General features: G+C 67.0%; 18 protein-coding genes. 8 read left to right on the top strand and 10 right to left on the bottom strand.

The genetic code is table 11. The annotated features are described in order from the left end of the window. Positions 1-40: 40 nt before the first annotated feature. From ACP59X_RS10050 to ACP59X_RS10040, 3 genes are all read right to left on the bottom strand, one after another. On the bottom strand, positions 41-172 hold the full coding sequence (locus ACP59X_RS10050) for a hypothetical protein (protein ID WP_428568805.1): 132 nt from the start codon (positions 170-172) through the stop codon (positions 41-43). A gap of 174 nt (positions 173-346) precedes the next feature. Next, positions 347-1999, bottom strand: coding sequence for an AMP-binding protein (locus tag ACP59X_RS10045; RefSeq protein WP_428568802.1), 1653 nt, complete (start codon positions 1997-1999; stop codon positions 347-349). Positions 2000-2199: 200 nt separating this feature from the next. Next, a complete protein-coding gene (locus tag ACP59X_RS10040) occupies positions 2200-2760 on the bottom strand; it encodes a helix-turn-helix domain-containing protein (protein WP_428568799.1) in 561 nt (186 codons plus the stop codon). A 204-nt stretch (positions 2761-2964) separates the two neighbouring features. Here ACP59X_RS10040 and ACP59X_RS10035 point away from each other — a divergent pair, with 204 nt between their 5' ends. Together ACP59X_RS10035 and ACP59X_RS10030 are read left to right on the top strand one after the other, a co-directional pair. Next, on the top strand, positions 2965-3543 hold the full coding sequence (locus ACP59X_RS10035; protein WP_428568795.1) for a helix-turn-helix domain-containing protein: 579 nt from the start codon (positions 2965-2967) through the stop codon (positions 3541-3543). A gap of 15 nt (positions 3544-3558) precedes the next feature. Beyond that, positions 3559-5232, top strand: a complete 1674-nt coding sequence (locus tag ACP59X_RS10030; RefSeq protein ID WP_428568792.1) for an AMP-binding protein — start codon at positions 3559-3561, stop codon at positions 5230-5232. 35 nt (positions 5233-5267) lie between these two features. On the opposite strand, the gene ACP59X_RS10025 is transcribed toward ACP59X_RS10030, so the two are convergent. The 6 genes from ACP59X_RS10025 to ACP59X_RS10000 all read right to left on the bottom strand — a co-directional run bounded on the left by ACP59X_RS10025 (position 5268) and on the right by ACP59X_RS10000 (position 12199). Continuing rightward, the gene (locus ACP59X_RS10025) at positions 5268-6515 is read right to left on the bottom strand and encodes an acyltransferase family protein (RefSeq protein ID WP_428568789.1); all 1248 of its coding nucleotides are present in this window, start codon (positions 6513-6515) and stop codon (positions 5268-5270) included. Between the two features lie 338 nt (positions 6516-6853). Next, a complete protein-coding gene (locus ACP59X_RS10020; RefSeq protein ID WP_428568786.1) occupies positions 6854-7297 on the bottom strand; it encodes a MarR family winged helix-turn-helix transcriptional regulator in 444 nt (147 codons plus the stop codon). A 4-nt stretch (positions 7298-7301) separates the two neighbouring features. Beyond that, complete coding sequence (locus ACP59X_RS10015; RefSeq protein ID WP_428568784.1) at positions 7302-9206, bottom strand: heavy metal translocating P-type ATPase; 1905 nt, start codon at positions 9204-9206, stop codon at positions 7302-7304. Positions 9207-9368: 162 nt separating this feature from the next. Then, on the bottom strand, positions 9369-10385 hold the full coding sequence (gene gap, locus ACP59X_RS10010) for a type I glyceraldehyde-3-phosphate dehydrogenase (protein WP_428568780.1): 1017 nt from the start codon (positions 10383-10385) through the stop codon (positions 9369-9371). Positions 10386-10398: 13 nt separating this feature from the next. Continuing rightward, positions 10399-10959 (bottom strand): GAF domain-containing protein, encoded by a 561-nt coding sequence (locus tag ACP59X_RS10005; RefSeq protein WP_428568777.1) that lies wholly within the window; start codon positions 10957-10959, stop codon positions 10399-10401. 169 nt (positions 10960-11128) lie between these two features. Continuing rightward, positions 11129-12199, bottom strand: a complete 1071-nt coding sequence (locus ACP59X_RS10000; RefSeq protein WP_428568774.1) for a GGDEF domain-containing protein — start codon at positions 12197-12199, stop codon at positions 11129-11131. 187 nt (positions 12200-12386) lie between these two features. Here ACP59X_RS10000 and dksA point away from each other — a divergent pair, with 187 nt between their 5' ends. The 5 genes from dksA (at position 12387) to ybeY (ending at position 18167) form a co-directional block, all read left to right on the top strand. Continuing rightward, a complete protein-coding gene (dksA, locus tag ACP59X_RS09995; protein ID WP_428568771.1) occupies positions 12387-12749 on the top strand; it encodes an RNA polymerase-binding protein DksA in 363 nt (120 codons plus the stop codon). A gap of 93 nt (positions 12750-12842) precedes the next feature. Beyond that, on the top strand, positions 12843-14375 hold the full coding sequence (locus ACP59X_RS09990; RefSeq protein ID WP_428568768.1) for an NFACT RNA binding domain-containing protein: 1533 nt from the start codon (positions 12843-12845) through the stop codon (positions 14373-14375). A gap of 96 nt (positions 14376-14471) precedes the next feature. Next, entirely contained in the window at positions 14472-15458 is a 987-nt protein-coding gene (locus tag ACP59X_RS09985; protein ID WP_428568765.1) for a PhoH family protein, read from the top strand. After that, positions 15421-17727 (top strand): HD family phosphohydrolase, encoded by a 2307-nt coding sequence (locus ACP59X_RS09980; protein WP_428568762.1) that lies wholly within the window; start codon positions 15421-15423, stop codon positions 17725-17727. Before ACP59X_RS09985 ends, ACP59X_RS09980 begins: the two co-directional genes overlap by 38 nt. Next, positions 17724-18167 (top strand): rRNA maturation RNase YbeY, encoded by a 444-nt coding sequence (ybeY, locus tag ACP59X_RS09975; RefSeq protein WP_428568760.1) that lies wholly within the window; start codon positions 17724-17726, stop codon positions 18165-18167. Before ACP59X_RS09980 ends, ybeY begins: the two co-directional genes overlap by 4 nt. A 142-nt stretch (positions 18168-18309) precedes the next feature. On the opposite strand, the gene ACP59X_RS09970 is transcribed toward ybeY, so the two are convergent. Then, positions 18310-19953: a PAS domain-containing sensor histidine kinase gene (locus tag ACP59X_RS09970; RefSeq protein ID WP_428568755.1), complete on the bottom strand. Its 1644-nt coding sequence runs from the start codon at positions 19951-19953 to the stop codon at positions 18310-18312. Between the two features lie 131 nt (positions 19954-20084). On the opposite strand from ACP59X_RS09970, the gene ACP59X_RS09965 reads away from it, so the two are divergent. Then, complete coding sequence (locus tag ACP59X_RS09965) at positions 20085-20420, top strand: hypothetical protein (protein ID WP_428568751.1); 336 nt, start codon at positions 20085-20087, stop codon at positions 20418-20420. Position 20421: the final 1 nt, after the last annotated feature.

The raw sequence follows: 20421 nt of genomic DNA, 5'->3' as shown, positions 1-20421 counted from the left end.
CAGGATGACACCGACGCCGGCGACCACGAGCCAAAGCAAATCAGTTTTGCTCATTTTCAAGCCTCCTGGTCATGTAGAGCGTCGCGGCAAGGAAGGCGATGTCGATGACGACACCAATCGCCTTGTCCTGGAAAATGCCCACAGCCAAGCTCGCCACGGACATTTTCTCCATCCAATCGGCTATCCTCTTCCTCATGCCTTTGATTTGCCCACGCCACGATGCAAGTCAAGAGGTATGGGATCGGAAAAAAATAGAAAGATCCCCTCATCTCCCCCTTGCGGGAGGTCCAGGAGGGGCCGTCGCCCCTCCTGGCCGCCGGAGGCATCTTCCCTCTTCGTCTCTTCTTTATATTTCCCTATTCGCGTCCTTGGCGCGGATCTCGGCCCGTTTGATCTTGCCGCTGATGGTCTTGGGCAGTTCCGCCACGAAGTCGATGATGCGCGGATACTTGTAGGGCGCGGTTTCCTTTTTCACGTGGGCCTGCAGTTCCTTGACCAGCTCGTCGGAGCCTTCGAAGCCCGGGGCCAGGACCACGGTCGCCTTGACCGCCTGGCCGCGCACCGGGTCGGGCACGCCGGTCACGGCCGCCTCGACCACGGCCTTGTGGGTTATAAGCGCGCTTTCCACCTCGAAGGGCCCGATGCGGTAGCCGCTGGACTTGATGAGGTCGTCGGTGCGGCCCAGGAACCAGTAGTAGCCGTCCTCGTCCATCCAGGCCTTGTCGCCGGTGTGGTAGTAGCCGTCGACGATGACCGAGGCGGTTTTGGCCGGTTCGAGCAGGTAACCGGTAAACAGTCCGATGTTCTTGCCCTCTTCCAGCTTGAGGCAGATCTCGCCCTCCACGCCCGGCGGGCAGACGGCGCCCTCCTCGTCGAGGATGGTCACGTTCCAGCCCGGGGCCGGCCGGCCGATGGAACCGGGCTTGGGCGTCATGCAGGGAAAGGTGGCGATCTGCAGGCAGGTCTCGGTCTGGCCGTAGCCTTCGTGGATGGACAGGCCCGTCAATTCCTTCCAGGCCGTAAACACGCTGTCGTTTAAGAGTTCGCCGGCCGTGGTGCAGTAGCGCAGGGCCGACAGGTCGTACTTGGTCAGGTCCTCGCGGATGAGGAAGCGGTAGACGGTGGGCGGAGCGCAAAAGCTCGTGACGCCGTGCTTGGCCATGACGTCCAGGAGTTCCGCCGGCACGAACTTGCCCCGGAAGTCCCAGGTGAAAACCGTGGCCCCGGCCATCCACTGGCCGTAGAACTTGCCCCACACGGCCTTGCCCCAGCCGGTGTCGGCCACGGTCAGGTGCACGTCGCCGGGCTCCAGGTTGTGCCAGTAGACCCCCGTAGCCAGGTGCCCCAGGGCGTAGCCGTGGTCGTGCTCGACCATCTTCGGCATGCCGGTCGTGCCCGAGGAGAAGAAGATGAGCAGCGTGTCCTTGCCGCCCGGTGCGTCGCAGTCCCGGGGGAAGGCGTCGGAAGCGGCGGCCCGGATGGTCTCGTAGTCGAGCCAGCCGGCCGGCAGGGGGGCCTCGCCCACCTGGATGCGCACGGTCAGCGTCGGGCAGGTGGGCCGGGCGGCCTCCACGCGCGATATCACCGAGTCCTCGGCGATCACGCCCTTGATGCCGGCGTAGTTGACCCGGAAATCGATGTCGTGGGGAGTGAGCAGGTTGGGCGAGGGCACGGGCACGGCCCCGAGCTTGTGCAGGGCGAGCATGGTCACCCACCACTCCACCCGGCGGTAGAGGATGACCATGACCTTGTCGCCCTTGGACAGGCCGGCGGCCTTGAAGGCGCCCGCCAGGCGGGCCGATTCCTTGCTGAAAAAGGCCAGGTCGAAGTCGCGGCGGATGCCATCCGGGCCGATATGGATCATGGCCGGCCGGGTCGGGTCCACGGCGGCCTCGGCGTCGAGGAAATCGAAGGCGAAATTGTATTTTTCCGGCACGGAGACGGCAATCGTCTCCAGCATCTCGCGGTAGGTTTGGGGTCGCAGTTTGGCGACGGGCATGGTCGTAAGCTCCCTTCGGCAAAACGGTTGTGGTCGCTTGGAGGCACTCCGGCCTTAGGCCGCGCTGGCCGGACACCGCGCCAAGCGGCGGCCGGCTCGTGTCGCGTTCTCGAAATCCATGCATATGAATCTCGAGAATAACATACGTAACTGATTATTTTTTCTAAAAAATATGAACATATTTTTTAGCGGACGCCACATTAGATAATCACGTCGAGGAACTCGGCCTCGGCCCCGTCCAGCCCGCGCATGGCGTGGGGCGTGCGGGAAGAGATGTAGAGGGAATCATGGGGCTCCAGGGTCAGGACGTCGTCGCCCAGGCGCACTTCCATGCGGCCCCGCAGCATGTAGATGAATTCCTCGCCCAGATGGCGGTTGAACTCCATCTCGGCTTCGTCCTTGGGCGGCACGGTAACCAGGAACGGTTCCATGGACGGCTTGTGGAAGCGGTAGGCCAGGGCCTGGTACTTGTAGGCCTTGCGCCGGTCCACGGACAGGCCGCAGCCGGCGCGCACCAGCGAATAGGCGTGCAGATGGGCCTCGCCGCCGGTGAGTAAGGCCGTGAGGTCCACGCCGGCCGCCTTGGCCACCTCGTAGAGGTAACTGACGGGAATCTCCTCCTCGCCGGTCTCGTACAACAGGACCTGGTCGGCCGTGACGCCCGTGGCCTCGGCCAGCTCCTCCAGGGAAAAGCCCGCCACCTCGCGGATGCCGCGAAGCCGCTGGGCGATTTCCCGCACCGGTCCGATTTCCTTGCTCATAAGGTTCCCCCTCGCCTGGCATGTTGGAGTGTGCGATCGTTTCCCCCTCATTTCGCACGACCAAGCGTCTTGTCAATTCGTTTCCCGAGCCGGAAGGTCGCAAAAACGGCTGGAATTTCGCCGCGTCCTGGGATATGGGAATTCTTTCACGGGGCCGTGCCGTCTTCCCGCCCCATTCCATCATATCCTACCAACGAGGGTACCATGAGCGACAAGAAGCTTGGTGATCGTATCCGCCTGTATCGCGAGGGCCAGGAAATGACCCGGGAGGAGCTGTCCCGGCGCACCGGCCTGTCCGTGGAGTTCCTTTCCGCCCTGGAAGAAGAGGACGTCACCCCGTCGCTCGGGCCCCTGCTCAAGATTTCCCTGGCCCTTGGCCAGCGGCTGGGCACCTTCATGGACGACTGCGTGGACGGCGACGTCTGCGTGACCTGCCGGGCGGACCTGGCCGAGGACGATGCCGTGCTGCGCAAGGCCCGGGGCAAGCGGGCCTCCTTCCGCTACCATTCGCTGGGCAAGGCCAAGACCGACCGGCACATGGAGCCCTTTTTCATCGAGGTCTACCCCGACGAGGACCCGGCCGCCGAAAAGCCCCTGTCCTCCCACGAGGGCGAGGAATTCATCGTCGTCATGGCCGGCGAGCTGGAGGTCATCGTGGGCCCGGACCGCCACATCCTCGGCCCCGGCGATTCCATCTACTACAATTCCGTGGTGCCCCACTACGTCGGCTGCGGCAACGCGCCCAAAACCGACATCTACGCCGTGCTCTACATCCCGCAGTAGCCAAAGGAGCCGCCCATGACCTTCGTGCCGCCTCCCCTGCACCAGCCGCCGCTTTTCGACCTGACGCTGGGCCAATTGCTGCATCAGACGGCGCAGAAATACCCGGACCAGGACGCCGTGGTCTACGTGGACCGGGATTACCGGCTCACCTGGCGCCAGTTCGACGAGTTGACCGACGAACTGGCCAAGGGGCTCATGGCCCTTGGCATCGTCAAGGGCGAGAAGGTGGCCGTGTGGGCCACCAACGTCCCCTTCTGGGTGGCCATGATGTTCGCCACGGCCAAGATGGGTGCCGTGCTGCTGACGGTCAACACCGCCTACAAGCGCAACGAACTCAAGTACCTGATGACCAACTCCGAGGCGGAAAACATCTTCATCATCAACGGCTTCCGCGATTCGGACTACATCGAGATCCTCTACAGCCTGGCCCCGGAACTGCGCACCATGCAGCGCGGGGCCGTGCGCAGCGAAACCTTCCCGCACTTAAAGCGCGTCTGTTTCCTCGGCGTCGAAAAGCACCGGGGCATGTACTCCATCCCCGAGATCCTGGGCCTGGCCCGCACCGTCACCGACGCGGAGCTGCGCGAGCGGCAGGCGACGTTTGCCTGCGACGACGTGGTCAACATGCAGTACACCTCGGGAACGACCGGCTTTCCCAAGGGCGTCATGCTCAGCCACCGCAACATCGTCAACAACGGCTACTCCATCGGCCAGCGCCAGCGCTTCACCGACAAGGACAAGCTGTGCGTCCAGGTGCCGCTGTTCCACTGCTTCGGCTGCGTGCTCGGGGTCATGGCCTGCGTCAACCACGGCACGACCATGGTCTTTACCGAGGTCTTCAACCCGGTGCACACGATGATGAGCATCGAACAGGAGAAGTGCACGGCCCTCTATGGCGTGCCCACCATGTTCATCGCCATCCTGGAGCACAAGCTCTTCTCGAAATTCGACTTCTCGTCGCTGCGCACCGGCATCATGGCCGGCGCCGTCTGCCCTATCCAAACCATGCGTCAAGTGACCGAAAAGATGTACATGAAAGAGGTCACCAGCGTGTACGGGCTGACGGAAAGCTCGCCCGGCATGACCCAGACCGACGTGACCGACCCCTTCCACTACCGGGTCGAGGGCGTGGGCCGGGCCTTCCCCCACGTGGAGGTCAAGGTGGCCGACCCGGAAACGGGCGTGGAGGTGGAGCGCGGCAAGCAGGGCGAACTGTGCTGCCGGGGCTACAATTCCATGAAGGGCTACTACAACAATCCCGAGGCCACGGCCAAGTGCATCGACGCCGACGGCTGGCTCCATTCCGGCGACCTCGGCGTCATGGACGAATACGGCTACGTGACCATCACCGGCCGCATCAAGGACATGATCATAAGGGGCGGCGAGAACATCTATCCGCGCGAGATCGAGGAATACCTCTACACCATGCCCGGCATCGCCGACGTCCAGGTGGCCGGCGTGCCCAGCCGCAAGTACGGCGAGGAAGTCGGGGCATTCATCATCCTCAAAAAGGATGTCACCATGGAGGCCGAGGAGGTCAAGGACTTCTGCCGGGGCCAGATCGCCTGGCACAAGATCCCCAAATACATCGCCTTCGTGGAGGAGTTTCCCTTGACCACCAGCGGCAAGGTCCAGAAGTACAAGCTGCGGGAACTGGCGGCCAAACTCTTTCCCGAGGCCATGCGCTAAGCCCGGCGCAACATCCGCGTCGCCGTCACGCGCCGTCAGGAAACCTCCTGGCGGCGCTTTTTCGTTTCGAGCACCAGGGGCTTGGCGAAGGCCCGGCGCAGCGGCCCGGAGACGAAGCGGTCGAAGGCCGTCTGGTAGGCCACGCCGCCGGCCAGAAGCCCGCCGTAGAGCAGCAGGCAGCCCAGCGTGAAATGCGCCCGGACCACGGCCGGCAGCACGGACACGGCGGCCAGGACGGCCTGGTGGACGCCCGGGGCGTGGCGGTAGAGCTGGAAGAGCAGGTAGTGGTAGAGGTAGACGGCGAAGGTGCCCCGGGCGGCCAGGCGCAGGGCGCCGCCGAGCCGGGGGCCGCCGGGGACGAGCAGCCCCAGGGACAGCAGCAGCAAAAACGCCGCCGTGCCGATGGCGTGGGTGTCGTAGGCCACGCCCCCGGCGGCCAGGTGATCGGCATAGCCCAGGGCGTACAGCCGGACCAGGCAGGCGGCGGCGACGGCGGCCGCCAGGGCCGTCAGCAGCCATTGGCCCAAGCGCCCCCGCAGCCGGTCGCCAAGGAGATGGACGAGGTCGGCCGCGAGGATGCCCAGCAGGAAGAAAGAGAAGGCCGTGGGCAGAAAGCTCAGGCCCGCCAGCAGCCCGCGCAGCCGCAGCCAGGTGAAAAGCGCCCACAGCCCAAGCAGGCCCCACAGCCGCAGAGAGCGGTAGCACAGCACAACGACGGGGAACACCAGATAGAGAACGAACAGGACGGTGAGAAACCACAGCGTGTCGTTGTAGGCCATGGTTTCCCTGGCCCGGGCCACGCCCAGAAGCAGGAAATTGAGGTCGTGTTCGCCGGGCGTGTGGCCTAAAATCCCCACCCAGACCGTGAAGGCCGCGACCGCGGCCACGGCAAACGAAAGGTAGATGCCGAAAAAGCGGCCGAAAAAATAGTCGCGCAGGTCGAACCGGCCCCGGCGGCGCACGGCCAGCCACAGGGAAAAGCCGCTTAGGGCGTAGAAGGAAAAATTGAGCGACCAGAACATCAGGCCGCCGGCCAGGGCCGTGCGGTCGAGCAGCCCGCCCTGCCCGGCCAGGACGGCCAGGAAGGCGGCCAGGGACCCCGGCCCGGCCGGATAGCCCAGGCCGGCCGGCGCGTAAACGGCCCAGAAATCGCCCAGCAGCAGGGCATGGCCGACCACGATGCCGCCCATGAGCACCAGCCGGGCCAGGGAAATGGCGACGCTGACGCGCTGGTCGAAGGCCTCGCGGCCGGTTTGGGCCTGGCGCTTTTTCCCGTCGTTCATGGCCGCAACCGCCTAGCACGGCGGCGCGGCCTTGGCCAGGGGCTGCCGTATCGCCTTTCCGGCGCGGCCATGGCCAGGTGCCGCCGCATCGCCTTCCCGGCGCGGCCTTGGCCAGGGGCCGCCGCATCGCCTTCCCGGCGCGTCGGGCGGCCCCGGCCAAGGCCGGCAGACAGGCCCCGGCCGGCAGGCGGGGCTGGCGGCCCCCGGCCAAGGCCGGCCGGGAGGTCCTGACCGGCAGGCGAGTCTGGTGGCCGGGCCGGGGAAAGCCGCAGGCTGGCGGTCGTACCGTCTTGGGCCGCGACCAGGGCGCTGCCCGGGTCGCCAGACCGGGGAAAGGCCTACAGGCAGGCGGACAGCCGGGCCAGCATGCCGGCCAGGGCCTGCCCCTCCTCGGGGGTCAGGGCGCACAGGATCTCCTGGGTGAGCCGTTCGTGCAGGGCGTGGTGCTCGGCGAAAAGCCGGGCGCCCTCCTCGGTCAGACCCACCCGGATGGAGCGGCGGTCGGTCTCGTGGGGCTTGCGGGCCACGTAGCCCCCCCGCTCCAGCCGGTCCACCAGCACGGTCAGCGACCCGGTGGTCACGCCCATGCGCGAGGCCAGTTCGGTCATGCGCAAGTCGCCGTCGGCGCCGAGGATCTCCAGGGTGTGCATCTGGGGCAGGGTCAGGCCGCTTTCCTTGACCACGCCGTGTTCCCAGGACGAGAATTTCTCGTAGAATTCGATGAGCAGCCGGGTGAGGCCTTCGGTGGGCGCCCGTTGCGCCTGGGGCGTGGCATCGGCCATGGCTTCAGGCCGCCTTGGCCCCAAGGGCCGGTTGGGAGGTGAAGGCCAGGCTGGCCGAGGACAGCACCACCACGACCGAGCCCACGTTGTGGAAGACGGCCGCGGCCACGGGGCTCAGGATCCCGTAGGCCCCGCCCAGGATGGCCACGGTGTTGAAAAAAAGCCCCAGGCCGATGTTGATGCCGATCATGCGGACCATGCGTCGGCCAAGGTACACCAGAAACGGCAGCCGGCCAATATCGTCATCGGCCAGGGCGATGTCGGCGGTTTCGAGCGCCACGTCCGCGCCGGCCGCGCCCATGGCCACGCCCACGTTGGCCCGGGCCAGGGCCGGGGCGTCGTTGACGCCGTCGCCGACAAAAAGAACCCGATGCCCCTCGGCCTGGAGCCGGGAGAGGATCTCGAGCTTGCCCTCGGGCTTGAGCTGCGCCCAGACGTCGGTGATGCCCACGTTTTTGGCCAGGGTCGCGACCGCCTTCTGGTGGTCGCCCGAGAGGATGCCGACGATGCCGATACCCAGGCCGCGCAGGGCCGCGACGGTGCGCCGGGCCGTCTCCCGGGCGGTGTCGGCCACGCCGATGACCCCGGTGACCTTGCCCTCGCGCCGGACGATCAGGGCCGTGGCCCCCTGCTCCCGGATGTCCTCCAGGCAGGCGCGCAGGCCCTCGGGCAGGGCCGCCTCGCCGCCGGCCATTTCCGGGCTGCCGACCTCCACGGCCGCGCCGCCGACCACCCCGCGTACGCCAAGCCCCACCACCGTGACCATGGATTCGGGCGCCCCCACGTCCAGGCCGTCGCGTCGGGCCCGCTCCAGGATGGCCGTGGCCAGCGGATGGGAGCAGTCGCGCTCCAGGCAGGCGGCGCAGCCGACCACGCCCGATTCGGTCTCGCCGTCCGCCGCCGCGACCACAGTCACTTCCGGCCGGCCCAAGGTCAGGGTGCCGGTCTTGTCGAAAAGGACCGCGTCGGCCCGGGCCGCCTCCTCCAGGAACTGGCCGCCCTTGACCAGAATGCCCCGTTTGGCGGCCAGGCCCACGGCGGCCACCGTGGCCGTGGGGCCGGCCATGATCAGGGCGCAGGGGCAGCCCGCCACCAGCACGGCCACGGCCCGGTCGAGGTCGCCGAACAGCCAGGCCAAAACGGCCACCAACAACACCGTGGGCGTGAACCAGGCGGCGTAGCGGTCAACCAGCCTCGCCGCCCGGGGCTTGCCGGCCTCGGCCGCGACCACGAGCCTGACCACCTTGCCGAAGGTGGAGTCCTCGCCCACCTTGACGGCCCGGGCTTCCACCCGGCCGGTGTAGTTGAGGGTGCCGGCCAGGATGGTATCGCCCGGACGGCGCTCCCGGGGCAGGGATTCGCCGGTGAGCGCCGATTCGTCCACAGCCGTCTCCCCGGAGACGATGACCGCGTCCACGGGGATGCGCTCGCCCGGCCGCACCAGGACCCGGTCACCGGGCGCAATCGCGGCCACGGGCACGGTTTCCTCGACTCCGTCCTGGCCGATGCGCACGGCCTCCTGGGGGGTGAGCGCGGCCAGGGCCTCGATGGAGCGCCGAGCCCGGTCGCTGACCGCCTCCTCGACCAGGGCGCCCAGGGTCATGATGCAGCTCACCACGGCGGCGGTGACGATTTCGCCCTGGAAAAGCGAGGCCACGATGGCCAGGCTGACCAGCTCGTCCACGTTGACCTGGCGGGCCAGCACGCCCCGGATGGCGCCGCTGACGATGGGCGCGCCGTTTATGGCCACCGCGGCCAGGCCCAACAGAACCGACGGCCAGGACAGCCCGGTTTCGGGTTGCAGCAGGGAGGCGATCAGGGCGAGCAGGCCGCCGGACAGGCACAACGCGATTTCCTTGAAGGCGAAAAGCCCCTTGTAGGCGCCAAGGCTCGAAAAACGACCGATCATGGGTACTCCCGAAAAAACGTCTTTATGGCGAAGATTCTTTATGGGATTATTTTTTGATAGTCAAACTATTTGATCCGAGAAATACACCGCCACAAAAAAGCGCGGGAGGGCAACCGCCCTCCCGCGCCGTTTTCCTGGGGAAAATGCCGGCTGGGTGCCGGGTTACAAGCCTTTTTGGGCCATGAAGGTGACCAGGTCGGCCACGCGGCAGGAATAGCCCCATTCGTTGTCGTACCAGGACAGGACCTTGACCATGTCGCCGCCCTGCACGGTGGTGTACTCGGCGTCGACGATGCTCGAATGGAAATCGCCCTTGAAGTCCATGGACACGAGCTGCTTCTCGCAAAAGGCCAGGATGCCGGCCAGCGGCCCCTGGGCGGCCTCCTTGAGCCTGGCCCGGACTTCCTCGGTGGTGGTGGGCTTTTCGACCTGCACCACGAAGTCGACCAGGGACACGGTGGGGGTGGGCACGCGCACGGACAGGCCGGAGAACTTGCCCTTGAGTTCCGGGATGACGAGCGCCACGGCCTGGGCGGCGCCGGTAGAGGTCGGGATCATGTTGCAGGCGGCGGCCCTGGCCCGGCGCAGGTCCTTGTGGGGCAGGTCCAGGATGCGCTGGTCGTTGGTGTAGGAGTGGATGGTGGTCATCACGCCCTTGACGATGCCGAAGTGGTCGAAAATGACCTTGGCCACGGGCGCCAGGCAGTTGGTGGTGCAGGAGGCGTTGGACAGGATGTGGTGCCTGGCCGGGTCGTAGGCGTCCTGGTTGACGCCGAGCACGATGGTGAGGTCCTCTTCCTTGGCCGGGGCGGTGATGATGACCTTCTTGGCGCCGGCCTCGATGTGGGCCTGGCATTTGGGGCCGGTGCGGAAGATGCCGGTGGATTCGATGACCACGTCCACGCCGTATTCGGCCCAGGGCAGGACATGGGGGTCGCGTTCGGCGAAATTCTTGATCCGCCAGTCGCCGACGACCATGATGTCGCCATCGACCGCGGCTTCCACGGGAAGCTTGCCGTAGTTCGTGTCATAGCTGAGCAGATGGGCGTTGGTAGCCACGTCGAAGAGGTCGTTTATGGCCACCACTTCCATGGCGTCGGCGTGGTGCTCGAGCATGGCCTTGAAGACCTGGCGGCCGATGCGGCCGAAACCGTTGATGGCGATGCGAAGTTTCGTCATGTGCCTGCTCCCGCTACTCGTGAAAGGTGTAGTCGTAGGCCGTGAGGAGTTCGTAGTCGGTTTTGAGCGCCTGGTGCAGCCGGGCGTTCTCGATGGCGATGGCGCTTAGGTTGGCGATGGCCGTGGCGAAGTCGATCTCGCTCTGGTCGAAGGCGCGGGCGTTGGCGCAGTAGAGGCGCAGCACGCCGATGGACCGGCCCTCGACGGTCAGCGGCAGGGCCATGACCGAGACGATGCCCTCCTCCTTGGCCGCTTCGGGGTACTGGAAGCGGGGGTCGCTGGCCGCGTCGGCGACCTGGACCACGGCGCCGGCCAGGGTCTCCTGGTCGATCCTGCTCTTGGCCACCTCGACCGGCCCCTTGCGCAGGTAGCCCTTGCTGAGGCCATAGGAGGTGCTGGCCAAAAGGGTCACCCCTTTGCGGTCGAGCAGCCGGATGGAACAGGCCTTGGCATCCAGGGCCTTGGCCACCTGCTCGACGATGGCCCGCAGCACCGTGACGGGTTCGAGGCTGGAATTGATGCCCTTGGCCACTTCATACAGGGTGCGGTAATAGGCGCATTCCTTTTCGCTCATGTGTCCCTCCTGAAGGGGATGGTTCCGCCCAGAGTCCGCGGCCGACCCGCGAACCGAGAGCGCTGACGATGCCAAAAGCCGGGGCGTACCGCGTGGCGAACCGGTGGCACCATACGTCTTTTGCATGAAATGAAAAGGCTCGAAAGGCAAGGGTTGCGTGACCGGCCGGTCAGGATGCGGCCGGCGGCGTGAAGACAGCCACGTTGTTGCGGCCCGCCCCCTTGACCCGGTACATGGCCTTGTCGGCGGCGTCCACCAGGTCGGCCGGCGTCATGCCCGGCCGGTAGGCGGCCACGCCGATGGACACGGTGAAGCGGATGGGGGTGTCGGCCAGGCGCCCGTCGATGCGCGGCCGGAATTCGTATTGCTGCACGGCCAGCCGGATGGCGTCGGCATGCAGCTCGGCCTGCTCGCCGGACAGGGCGGCGACGAGCACCAGTTCGTCGCCGCCGTAGCGGGCGGCAAAGGAGCCATGGCACTCGGCGTGGCGGAAGGTGATGCCGGCCAGGGTGCGCAGCACGTCGTCGCCCACGGCGTGGCCGTAGACGTCGTTGATGGTGGTCTTGAAGTTGTCCACGTCGATCATGAGCACGGACAGGGGCGCGCCCTCGTCCCTGGCCAGGGTCACGGCCTTCTCCAAGTAGTCGTCGAGGCTGCGGCGGTTGTGCAGGGGAGCGAGGAGCGGATCGACGAGCATGGCCTGTTCGAGCTGATTGGCCCGCAGTTCCCAGTTCCTGGCCTCCTCGCGGTAGTGGGTGAGCATGTCCGTGACCAGCTCGCGCATCCTCGGGACCATGATGGCCGGGTCGTCGCCGCTGTCCAGGGTCTCCACGGCCTCGTTGCCGAAACGGCGCATGAGCTTGTCGCGCTCCCGCTCCGAGGTCAGGGTTTCGCGCAAAAACGCCCCCACCGAAACGGCCAGGTCGCGCACGGACCGTTTTTCGCTCTCGAGCTCCCGGGCCAGGCCCCGGGCCTTGTCGCTGTCCTCGAGAAAGGCTTCCAGGCCGTCGAGCACCTGGCGCAGATGACCCTCGGAGGCGTCGCGCTTGGCCAGTTCGCCGAACACGAACTGCTGGAGCTCCTTTTTGCGGGCATCGCCGAGCGACGTAAACCGGCGGACCAGGTCGCGCACGAAAAGGAGAATCCCAAGCCAGGCCGGTTCCGCGCCACAACCGAGTTTATGGAGCTCTCCGCACAGGTTGCGGATGGCGCAAGGTTCTTCGTGACAGCTGCGGGCCATGGCTCTCCTTCCGGCGGCCCCGGCACGTCTTGGGCGCGATCACTCCCTATAATCCCGGTCACGCCTCCTGGGCAAGGGCGTGAACAGGCGCGGCGCGGGCCTCCCCCTCTTTACCTTCATGCGGGATTGCAGTAGAGGAGTCAATTTCCAAACCGGAGCCGTCGAGACAAAAGGCCGAGGAGGACCCATGGATCCCAAGGACGTCGAATTTTTCCGCGAGCTTCTCAACAGCATGTTACAGGACATCCTCAAAAAGGGCGAGGAGACCATCGAGGACATGACCGACACCGTGGAGATCTATGCCGATCCCGCCGACCGGGCCACGGCCGAATCCGACCGGGCCTTCACCCTGCGCCTGCGCGACCGCGAGCGCCGGCTGATCAAGAAGATCAAGGAAGCCCTGGAGCGCATCGACGAAGGCACCTACGGCGAATGCGTGGAGTGCGGCGAGGACATCAGCGTCGCCCGCATGAAGGCCCGCCCGGTCACGACCCTGTGCATCAAATGCAAGAGCCGTCAGGAAGCCGACGAGAACCTGCGCGGGGAGTAGCCCGCCCGCGCCAAAGCCCCATGCGCCCGTCACGCGCCCCGCTTTGCCGCCACGCCGCCCGGGCGGCCTGACCACCCGGCGGACCCACGCATCATGGAGGCCGTTTTTTTCCGGTTCCTGGCCCGGGAGCTGGCCCAGGCCCTGCCCGGCGGCCGGGTGGAAAAGGCCTTCGCCCCGGCGCCCAACGTCCTGACCCTGGCCCTGTACCTGCCGCAGGGGCTGGCCCTGCCCGGGCTCGCCACCGGGAAAAAGACCCTGTACCTGCATGCCCGCTACGGCACGGGCCGTTTCTTCCTCTTCCTTTCGCCACTCAAGACCATGCAGCCCGAACGGGCGCCCATGACGGCCATGCGGCTGCGCAAGCACCTTGGCGGCCGGCGCATCGCCGGGGCGCTGGCCGACTGGCCGGACCGCCGCCTGACCCTGGTCATGGCCGGGGACGGGCCGTCGCTGCTGCTCGACCCCCGCGCCTTCCCGCAGCTCGTGGCCGCCCCGGCCGCCCCGCCGGCCCAGGATACCACCTGGCCGTCCCTTTCCGCCGTGCTGGCCGACCCCGACATCTGGCAGCGCCATCCCCAGCTCTCCCCGTCCCTGCGCCGGCGCCTGGCCGGGCTGCCGCGGGGGCTGGCCGAGGAGGCCTACGCCAGGCTGTGCGCCCCCGAGGCCGAAGGGTTTTTCGTGGAATACGCCAAGGGCGCGCCCGAGGCCGTCTGGCCGCTGCGCTGGCCCGGGCGCCCGGCCCCGGGCCGGGAGGTGCGGGAATACCCGAGCGCCCTGGCCGCGGCCGCCGCCTTCGGCGAACCGCTGGCCTTCGGCGAGGTGACCGGCCGCGAAAACGCCCCCCAGGCCGCGGCCGAAACCGCCCGGGTGCGCCGGCTGTCCCGAGCCCTGGCCAAACTCGACGCCGACCAGACCCGCATGCAGGCATTTATTGCCCGCCGGGCCGAAGCCGACCTCCTGGCCGCCCAGCTCCACGGTTTGGACAAACAGGCTAAAATTACGGAACTTTCCCTTGAGGGCCCCCAAGGAGAGCCCGTAACCCTGCGCCTCGACCCGTCCCTGTCCGTGGTACGCAATATGCAAAAACTCTATGATTTGGCGGCAAAGGGCGAACGGGGCCTGGCCGCCATCGCCCGGCGGCGGGAGGACTTGCGTGGCGGGAAAAAAGACTTAGAAGGTCGGGAACGCGGCGCGCCCCAAACGGCGTCGGCCCGCCCCCTGCCCGGCCCCCTCGCCGACATCGCGGCGAACCGCTACCGCACCACAGACGGCTTCCTGGTCCTTCGCGGCAAGAACGCCAAGGCCGGGGAACAGCTCCTGCGCAAGGCCAGCCCCTTCGACCTGTGGCTGCACGTGGCCGACGGCCCGGGCGCCCACGTGATCCTGCGCCGGGACCACCCCCGCCGCGAGGTGCCGCGGGAAAGCCTGCTCCAGGCGGCCGGCCTGGCCGGCCTGGCCAGCTTCGCCGCCGGCGCCGGCGCGGCCGAGGTCATGGTCGCCCGGGTGGCCGACGTGCGGCCCATACGGGGCGCGGCCGCCGGCAAGGTGGCGGTTGCGGCGCTACAGGAAACGGTGCGGGTGGACCTTGACCCGCGCCTGGAAGAATTGTTGCGGCAACTGCCCTAATCGCGCGGATACACTTGTCCTTGTCGCGTTGTTGTATTAGGAGCGAGACCGGGCCATGCGCAGAATGCTTCGTACCGTAACCGCGTTGTGACGCCAATGATGGAAACGCTTGGGCACGAACGGCGGCTGGAGTTCGACGACTCGGAGCTGGCCAGGGACCTTTTCGGCCCCCACAATGAAAACCTCGCCCTGATCGCCGGCAAGTCCGGGGCGCGTCTCGACACCCGGGGCAACGCCGTGGTCCTGCGGGCCGATTCCGAGGAAACCCTTTCCCATGTGGCCAACGTGCTGGTGCAGCTCTACGGGCTTTTGCGCCAGGGCAAGCCCGTCTATCCGGCCGACGTGGAACAGGCCATAAGCGTCCTGGCCCGCGAGCCCGAGGCCAGCCTCCAGCGCGTCTACCGCGAAGAGGCCCTGGCCATTTCCCCAAAAAAGACCGTTGCCCCCAAAACCGCCACCCAGCGGGACTACCTGGCCGCCATCCGCAAAAACGACCTGGTCTTCGGCATCGGCCCGGCCGGCACGGGCAAGACCTATCTGGCCGTGGCCATGGGCGTGCACTTTCTGCTCGACCGCCGGGTCAAACGGCTCATCCTCACCCGCCCGGCCGTGGAAGCCGGCGAGAAACTGGGTTTTTTGCCCGGCGACATGGTGGAGAAGGTCAACCCCTACCTGCGCCCGCTCTACGACGCCCTCCACGACATGCTCGACTTCCGCAAGGTGCGGGAAATGCTCGACACGGGCGTGATCGAAGTGGCCCCGCTGGCCTTCATGCGCGGCCGCACCTTAAACGACGCCCTGATCATCCTCGACGAGGCCCAAAACACCACGCCCGAGCAGATGAAAATGTTCCTCACCCGCCTGGGCCTGGCCTCCAAGGCCGTGGTCACGGGCGATGTGACCCAGATCGACCTGCCCCCCCGGTCCGTGTCCGGACTGGTGGAGGCCAGACGGGTGCTGCGCGAGGTGCGCGGCATCGCCTTCATATCGTTTAGCGACGCGGACGTGATCCGCCATCCCCTGGTGGGAAGGATCGTCAAGGCCTATGAGCGAGATAGTCAACAAGGTCAAACGGAAGCTTAAGGGCGCCACCAACGGCCAGCCGACCCGCGCCGCCCTGCCCCCGGGCCTGCCCGGGTTCCTGTTCTTCCTGACCGCCGTCTTCACCCTGTGTTTCGTGGCCAGGCTCGGGCTCGACAACTCGGTGAAGCTGTTCACGGCCGGCGAAATCGCCACCCAGGACGTGGCCGCCGACCAGAACCTCCAGATCGAGGACGTGGAGGCCACCAGCCGCAAACGCGATCAGGTGGCCGAATCCCAGCCCCCGGTCTTCGACGTCAGCCCCCTGCCCTACGAGGCCCTGGCCAAGACCGCCACGGACATCGTGGCCGCCGTGCGCGCCGCCGGCGGCGAGGACGTGGAGAAGCTGCGCTGGCAGATCGCCGAGAACCTCAACACCGAGGTCGGCCCGGACGTCATGGAGGTCTGGCGCCTGGACGACTTCAAGAGCCTGCTGGAACACGACGTCCTGCCCTGGCTCAAGCAGGGCTACGAATCCGGCGTGGTGGCCGCCTCGGCCCAGTTCGCACCCTATAAAAACGGCATCCTCATCCGCGACCTGCCCTCCATGATGGAGACGCTGCGCGTGGAGACCCGCGACATCAAGGACCTCAAGCAGGTCAAGGACGACATGGAGCACATGCTCAAAGTCTCCATGAACAAGCCCTTCCGCCTGCGCAAGGCCGTCTACGTCCTGGTCTATCCGCTGCTCGCCCCCAACATGACCTTCAACCAGGAAACCACCCAAGCCCGCAAGCGCGAGATCACCCGGGCCGTGGAGCCGCTGTACTACATCATCAAGAAGGGCGAGATCATCGTGCGCCAGGGCGAGCGGGTGGGCCCGGTCCAGCAGCTCAAGCTCCAGGCCCTCTACTCCCACCGCAAAGGACCCTACAACCTCTACCGGGCCCTGGGCCTTTTCGGCATGTGCCTGATGTTTTTGGCCGTATTGGCCGTCTCGTTGGAGCGCTCGGGGCTGCGGCGCGTGCGCGGCACGGACTGGGTCTTCCTGAGCGTGATCCTGCTCATCTTCGGCCTTCTGGCCAAGATCGCCGACGTGGTCACCTTGCCCGGCGGCGGCGGCCTGCCCGAGGCCACCCGGTCCATGTACTTCGCCATCAGCCTGCCCATGGCCGGGGCGGCGGGCATCCTGGCGCTTTTTTTCTCCAAGCGCCTGTGCATCTTCGTCAGCCTCATCCTGTCGTTTCTGGCCGCCAACATGGTCTACGGCGGGGTCGGCATCTTCTGCTACTATTTCGTCGGCTGCATGATCTACGTCTACCTCATGAAGCGCTCCGAGACCCGGCCGCAGGTGCTGCGCTCGGCTGTGCCGCTTTTCGCGGCGCTGTGCCTCATGTGGGGCTCGGTCAACCTGATGGACCTCGGCGACCCGTCGGTGGCCGGCACGGGCGTGGCCTTCACGGCCTTGTCTGCCTTTCTGTCGCTTCTGGCCGTGGTGGGCATCGCGCCCATCATGGAGCTCATTTTCGGCTACACCTCGCGCTTTCGCCTGATGGAGCTTTTAAACCTCGAACAGCCCCTGCTCCAGGAGCTCATGGTCAAGGCGCCGGGCACCTACCACCATTCGTTGATCGTCTCCAACATGGTCGAGGCCGGAGCCCGGGTCATCGGGGCCAATCCCCTTTTGGCCAAGGTGGCGGCGCTCTATCACGACATCGGCAAGCTCAAGAGCCCCCATTATTTCATCGAGAACATCTCCTGCAAGGAAAACCGCCACAACAAGCTGGCCCCGTCCATGAGCGCGCTGATCCTCATCGCCCACGTGAAAAAGGGCGTGGAACTGGCCAAGGAGCATCGCCTGGGCCAGCAGATCACCGACCTCATCGGCCAGCACCACGGCACCACGCTCATTGCCTACTTCCACCACAAGGCCAAGGAACTGGCCGAGTCCAAGGGCGACGACCCCATCCGCGAGGAGGATTACCGCTATCCCGGCCCCAAGCCCCAGACCAAGGAAGCCGGGCTCATTTTGCTCGCCGACGCCATCGAGGCCTCCAGCCGCACCCTGGTCGACCCCACGCCCAGCCGCATCCGGGGCCACATCCACAACATCGTGCGCAAGATCCACGACGAGGGCGAGCTCGACGACTGCCAGCTGACCCTCAAGGACCTGTCGCTTCTAAGCGACACCTTCCAGCGCATCCTGACCGGCATCTTCCACCAGCGCATCGAATACCCCAGCGCCAAGGCCGCGGACGACAGAAACGGCAAGCCCCGCGAGGAGCCGCCCTGCGCCGTGACGCCCAAGGGCGCGGCGGAACACGCCGCATGATCGGCCTGGCCAGGGGGCTGTGCCATCCGGAGCTTCCGGTTTCGCGGTCGGAGTTGGCCGGGCTTTGCCGGCGGCTTTTGGCGGCGCTCGACCTGGAGGGGCGCGATTTCGACCTGACGGTCGTGGGCGACGCGGCCATGGCCCGGCTCAACCGGGACTATCTGGGGCTTGGCGGCCCGACCAACGTGCTGAGCTTTCCGGCCGACGACCCGGCCCGGCCGGGCTATCTCGGGGAAATGGCCGTAAGCGGCGACACCGTGGCCCGGGAGGCCTTCCTCTACGGCCAGGACCCGGCCGGCCACCTGGCGCGGCTGCTGGCCCACGGCTTCCTGCACCTGGCCGGCTTCGACCACGGGCCGCTCATGGACGCGCTCACCGACGCGGCCGTGGACGCGCTCACCGACGCGGCCGTGGACGCGGTCCAATCGGCCAAGGCCTGACGCCGCCCGGGGCGCCGGGGGACGGGCAAGCAGCCCGGCCGACGGCGCGCCGTCTCGGGGCCAAAGCCTCCCCGCTTCCCCGTGCTCTTGAAGGCGTCCGTGGCCAACCGGCGGTTCGCCGTCTCGGGGGCGTCACGGGGGCCTAAACCTCGCCCTCCGCGTCCTCCAGCAGGCCAAACGGCGCGCTGAAACAAAAAACGCTCCCCACCCCCGGCTCGCTTTCCACATCCAGGACGCCGCCCATGGCCTCGGCCACCTTGCGGGCAATGGCCAGCCCCATGCCCACGCCGCCAAACCGCCGGGTCATGCTGCCGTCGACCTGGCGGAAGGGCTCGAAAATGGACCGGCGCTCCGCGGCCGACAGGCCGATGCCGGAGTCGCGCACGGCAAAGGACAGGACCACGGCCCCGTCACGCGGCGTCTCCAGCGCCCCCGGCCGGCAGCCGTGGCCGGGCATGACCTCCACCGCCACCGTGCCCGCGTCGGTGAACTTGACGGCGTTGCTGGCCAAGGCGGCCAGGATCCGGCGCAGGCCCGCCCCGTCGCCGACCACCACTTCGGGCACGCCGGGGTGGATGCGGGAGGACAGCGCCAGGCCTTTTTGCATGGCCGAGGCACCGAAGGAATTGATCGCCCCCTGGACGATGTCCCCGATGTGAAAGGGGTCGTTTCGGGTCGCCTCGCCGCCGGCGTCCAGGCGGACGTAGTCCAGGATGCCCACCAGCAATTCGGTCAGGTTCCCGGCGCTGTGGCGCAGGGTCTCGACCAGGTCGCGCTGTTCCTCGGAAAGTTCCGTGCCGGCCAGGACCTCGGCCATGCCCATGATGCCGTTGAGGGGCGTGCGGATCTCATGGGTCATGTTGTCCATGAACTCCCGTTTGAGGCGCTCGGCGGCCCGGGTGGCCTCCTCGGCCATCTGGCGCTCGGTCACGTCCTCCATGAGCCAGACGGAACCGGCTTGCGGCTTGTCGGGATCGAGGACCTGGCCGATGATGCGGCACCAGAAAGTCGAGCCGTCGCAACGGCGCATGGGGTGCACGATGTCGACCCGCTCGCCGCGGGCGATCAGGGGGTAGTACCGTTCGCCGAAGGCCTCGTAAGCGGCGGCGTCGGGGTAGAAGGCGGAGGTGGGCTTGCCGACGATGCCGCTCAGCGGGCAGGCGAAGAGCGCGTGGAAATGCGGGTTGGCCCGGCGCACGACGCGGTCGGTCACGAACGAGATGCCGATGGGGCTGTTCTCGAAGATGAGGTTGAGGCTGCGCAGCGATTCCTCCAGGGCCTTTTCGGCCTTGTGACGCTGGATGATCTGGCGGCGCAGTTCCTGGTTGACGCGGCGCAGGTCCTCGGCCTGCTCGGCCAGGTCCTTTTCCAGTTCGCGCCGGGCGAGCCGGGCGTCGACTTCCAGGCGCTTGCGGGTGGTGATGTTGCGGGCGGTGCAGAAAATCCCGTTGATGCGGCCCGAGCCGTCGCGCACCGGTGTCTTGAGTACCTGCAGCCAGACCGCGCGGGCCTCGTGCACGACCTCGTATTCGAAGGAGGCGAACCGGCCGGTAGCCAGCACGGTCTGATCGGCCCGGTAATGGCGGGCGGCGTTGTCGCCGGGAAAGATCTCGAAATCGGTATGGCCGATGATCGCGTCGCGAGACAGTGCGAACAGGTCGCAGAAGGCCTTGTTGACATAACGGTAGACGCAACCCGCGTCCTTGAAAAAGAACAGATCCGGCGAGGCCTCCATGAGCGAGGCCACAAAGGCGGGGTCGTCCAGGGGCAGGGATGCATCCGTCATGGTCCGTTCCTACGTCATCCCGGCGCGCTTGACCAGGGAGGCAGGGAAGTTGCGGCCATTGCCGGGAGCCGGGAAATGTGATTGATTCCTGCGGATGCGATTGCGGCCCATGCGGCCGTCAGGGAGAATGCATGCGCAACAAGGTTGTCGTTTCGCTTTTCTGTTCGGCCATGGTCTTGGCCGCGGCCGCCATGGCCCTGGCCGCCGACCCGACCCCGGCGCCCCAGGCCCAGCCGCCGGCCCAGCAACAGCCGGCCACCCCGGCCAAACCCCACCCCTCCAATCCCAAAACGGACGCGGCCGAAGCCCGCTACCGGGCCTGGTCCGAACGCGAGCACGCCAAGGACGCGGCGGAATTCGCCAAGGACAAGTCCAAGATCGAGGACAAGTACAAAGGCTACGTGCGGCCCAAGCGGGAAAAAAAGCCGGCCGCCAAGGACCAGTCGCCTCCGGCCCCGGGCAATTGAG

The organism is Solidesulfovibrio sp. DCME (assembly GCF_049995385.1).
In the GTDB taxonomy this organism is placed as follows: Bacteria; Desulfobacterota; Desulfovibrionia; order Desulfovibrionales; family Desulfovibrionaceae; genus Solidesulfovibrio.
The sequence above is the reverse complement of the archived record's forward strand: the minus strand, read 5'-3'. Positions and strand labels throughout refer to the sequence as shown.